At 61.0% G+C, this 2,330-nt stretch carries 3 protein-coding genes; all 3 read right to left on the reverse strand.

From position 1 onward, the window contains the following. A partial coding sequence (locus tag EOA86_RS31165; RefSeq protein ID WP_281035717.1) for a nitrogenase component 1 occupies window positions 1-283 on the reverse strand: 283 nt, incomplete at its 3' end. Window positions 284-291: 8 nt separating this feature from the next. After that, window positions 292-1,767 carry a nitrogenase iron-molybdenum cofactor biosynthesis protein NifE gene (gene nifE / locus EOA86_RS31170; RefSeq protein ID WP_029356524.1) on the reverse strand — a complete coding sequence of 492 codons (1,476 nt, stop codon included), beginning with the start codon at window positions 1,765-1,767 and terminating at the stop codon, window positions 292-294. A 61-nt stretch (window positions 1,768-1,828) separates the two neighbouring features. Further along, a partial coding sequence (locus tag EOA86_RS31175; protein ID WP_281035718.1) for a nitrogenase component 1 occupies window positions 1,829-2,330 on the reverse strand: 502 nt, incomplete at its 5' end.

Here is a 2,330-nt window from a genome sequence, read left to right on the forward strand (position 1 = left end):
GCTTTGGCTTCGTGCGGTTCTTGAGGTTGAGGATCGCCTCTTCCAGATGGTCGGCTGCGCCGAGGATGGTCGCCACCTCATCCATCGCCGTAGTCTGCAAGGGAATCGCTTCTTTGAAGTGCCGCACGAAGAGAACGAGCGCAAAGCTTGTGCATCCCTGGCTGCCGTGGAACAGCGGCATCGCACCGTCGACGCCAAGAAAGGCAAAGGCGGCACCCAGCGGCTGCGACGACTTCAGCGGGTTGACCGCAGCCGATTTGCTCTGGAGAAGGATGCGGGCCATCGGTCGCCTCAACACTCGTGTGCCGTCGCGCAGGCGAATTCATCAAACAGGTACGCGGTCTCGTTCCTCGTGCACGGCAATTCGCCTATCAGATCAGGCTGGCAATCCCACGGGGCCGGCTGGCGCACCTGAGACCAGATCGGATTGTGAATGGCGAGGTCGATCTGGCGTACGAGTTCCACCATGCCGTCATAGCCGGCATAAGGATGCTGGCGCTCCTGGTTGATATCGAGCCAGGGCGTCTTGGCCTTGAGCGCAATGAATTGCGTGCGACCGCCCGACAGCATGATATCGGCCCTGTGTTCAGAGAGCATGGCGTACAGCTCGCGCGCAGCCATGGATTCGAACATGTGCTTGTCGTGCTTGAGAACTTGTTTGATGCGCTCCTTGTCCTGCACCGTAGATTTCTTGACCGAGGTGCCGACGATCTCGATTCCGATCTCCATCAGCGCATGGACAACCGACCAGGACTTCACACCGCCTGTGTTGAGCAGCACGCGCTTGCCTTGGAGCCTTTGCCGGTAGGATTCGAGTTTCTTCCACGCGATCGCCTCCTGCTGCGCGATCAGCGTCTCTGTGCGCTCGAGGATCTCCGGATCGGCGCCCTTCCTCACCAGCAGCCTGACAAGGTTGCGAAGAGCTTGCGATGTGTCGGAGATGCCATAGAAGGAGCCCTCGAAGAACGGGATGTCCCAGCGCTCCTCCATCTTGCGGGCAAGACTGATCAGCGCGGTCGAGCACACCATCATTGCCGCCCGGGCGCGGTGCGCGGAAGCAATGTCGCGGTAACGCGCATCGCCGGGAATGCAGGCGCGCACCCGGATCCCGAGCCGATCGAGGAGCGGCTTTACAAGCCAGAATTCGCCCGAGAGGTTGAATTCGCCAAGGATGTTGATGTCGTAGGGCCCAGGGTCGTCGGGTTCGACCGTGCCGATGACATGATCGAGCAACGCCTCGGCGGCGAGCTTGTTGCCGAGGTTCTTGGAGCCTGCCAGGCCAGGCGCATTGATCGGCACCACGGCCAAACCGAACTTTTCCGTGGCGCGTTTGCACACGGCCTCGATGTCGTCACCGATCAGCGCCGTTACGCAAGTCGAGTAGACGAAGATCGCCGGCGGCGCGTATGTGTGCTTGATCTCGCGGATCGCCTTGAAGAGTTTCCGCTCGCCCTGCCCCATCACCAGGTCGAGTTCGGTGAGGTCGGTCGTGAAGCTTGTCCGCCACAAGGTCGGCCCTGACGAAACCGCACCACGGTTGTCCCAAGAATTGCCCTCGCAGGCAAGCGGCGCATGGACCAGATGCGCAACGTCGGTGATCGGCTGCAGGACGATCTTGGCTCCGTCAAAGGCGCAGCCGCCGGCTGCCGCCCCTGGTGTCAGCGACTTCGAGCAGCCCTCCTTGCGCGCCTTGGCATCTTTGCCACGGTTCTTATCGCAGGCGGGCTCATCGAAGGCGTCCTTGATTTTGGCGCTGAGGGAGGACATTGCTCAGCCTCCCCAGTCCATTGGGCAAGGAATGGCCTCGGCGAAAAGCCGGCCACGGCTCTTAGCGCGTGAGGTCATAGGAATAATCCGTCACACCCGTCTCGCTCGTCTCGCGATCGAGTTTGTCGAAGATCTTGTCGAGGATCGTCGTAAGCACGCGCAACGCGCCCTGGTAGCCAAAGAGCGCAAAGCGGTGATGATGGTGCCGATCGAAGATCGGAAACATCAGCCGGATCAGCGGCGTTCCGGTGTCGCGCTCCAGGTACTTGCCGTAGGAATTGCCGATCAAAAGGTCCACCGGCTCGGTAAAGAGCAGTGAGCGCAGCGCCCACAGGTCCTTGCCCGCCCAAACCTGGGCAGCCTTGCCGAAAGGCGAGGATGCTAGCAGCTTCTTCAAATCGGCTTCCCATGCCGAGGTGCCATTGGTGGCGAGGCAATGGGTTGGCTCGCCGCCGGTCTCCATGACAAAGCGGGCCATCGCGTGAACGAAGTCGGGATCGCCGTAGATGGCGTATTTCTTACCATGCAACCAGGATTGGCTGTCCGCCATGGCGTCTACCAGT

This window comes from Mesorhizobium sp. M5C.F.Ca.IN.020.32.2.1, from assembly GCF_004023105.1.
Lineage (GTDB): Bacteria > Pseudomonadota > Alphaproteobacteria > Rhizobiales > Rhizobiaceae > Mesorhizobium > Mesorhizobium wenxiniae.

Bases quoted from the DNA above. Each gene is read 5' to 3' on its own strand.
- nifE (WP_029356524.1), bottom strand. From the start codon at position 1,767: ATGTCCTCCCTCAGCGCCAAAATCAAGGACGCCTTCGATGAGCCCGCC.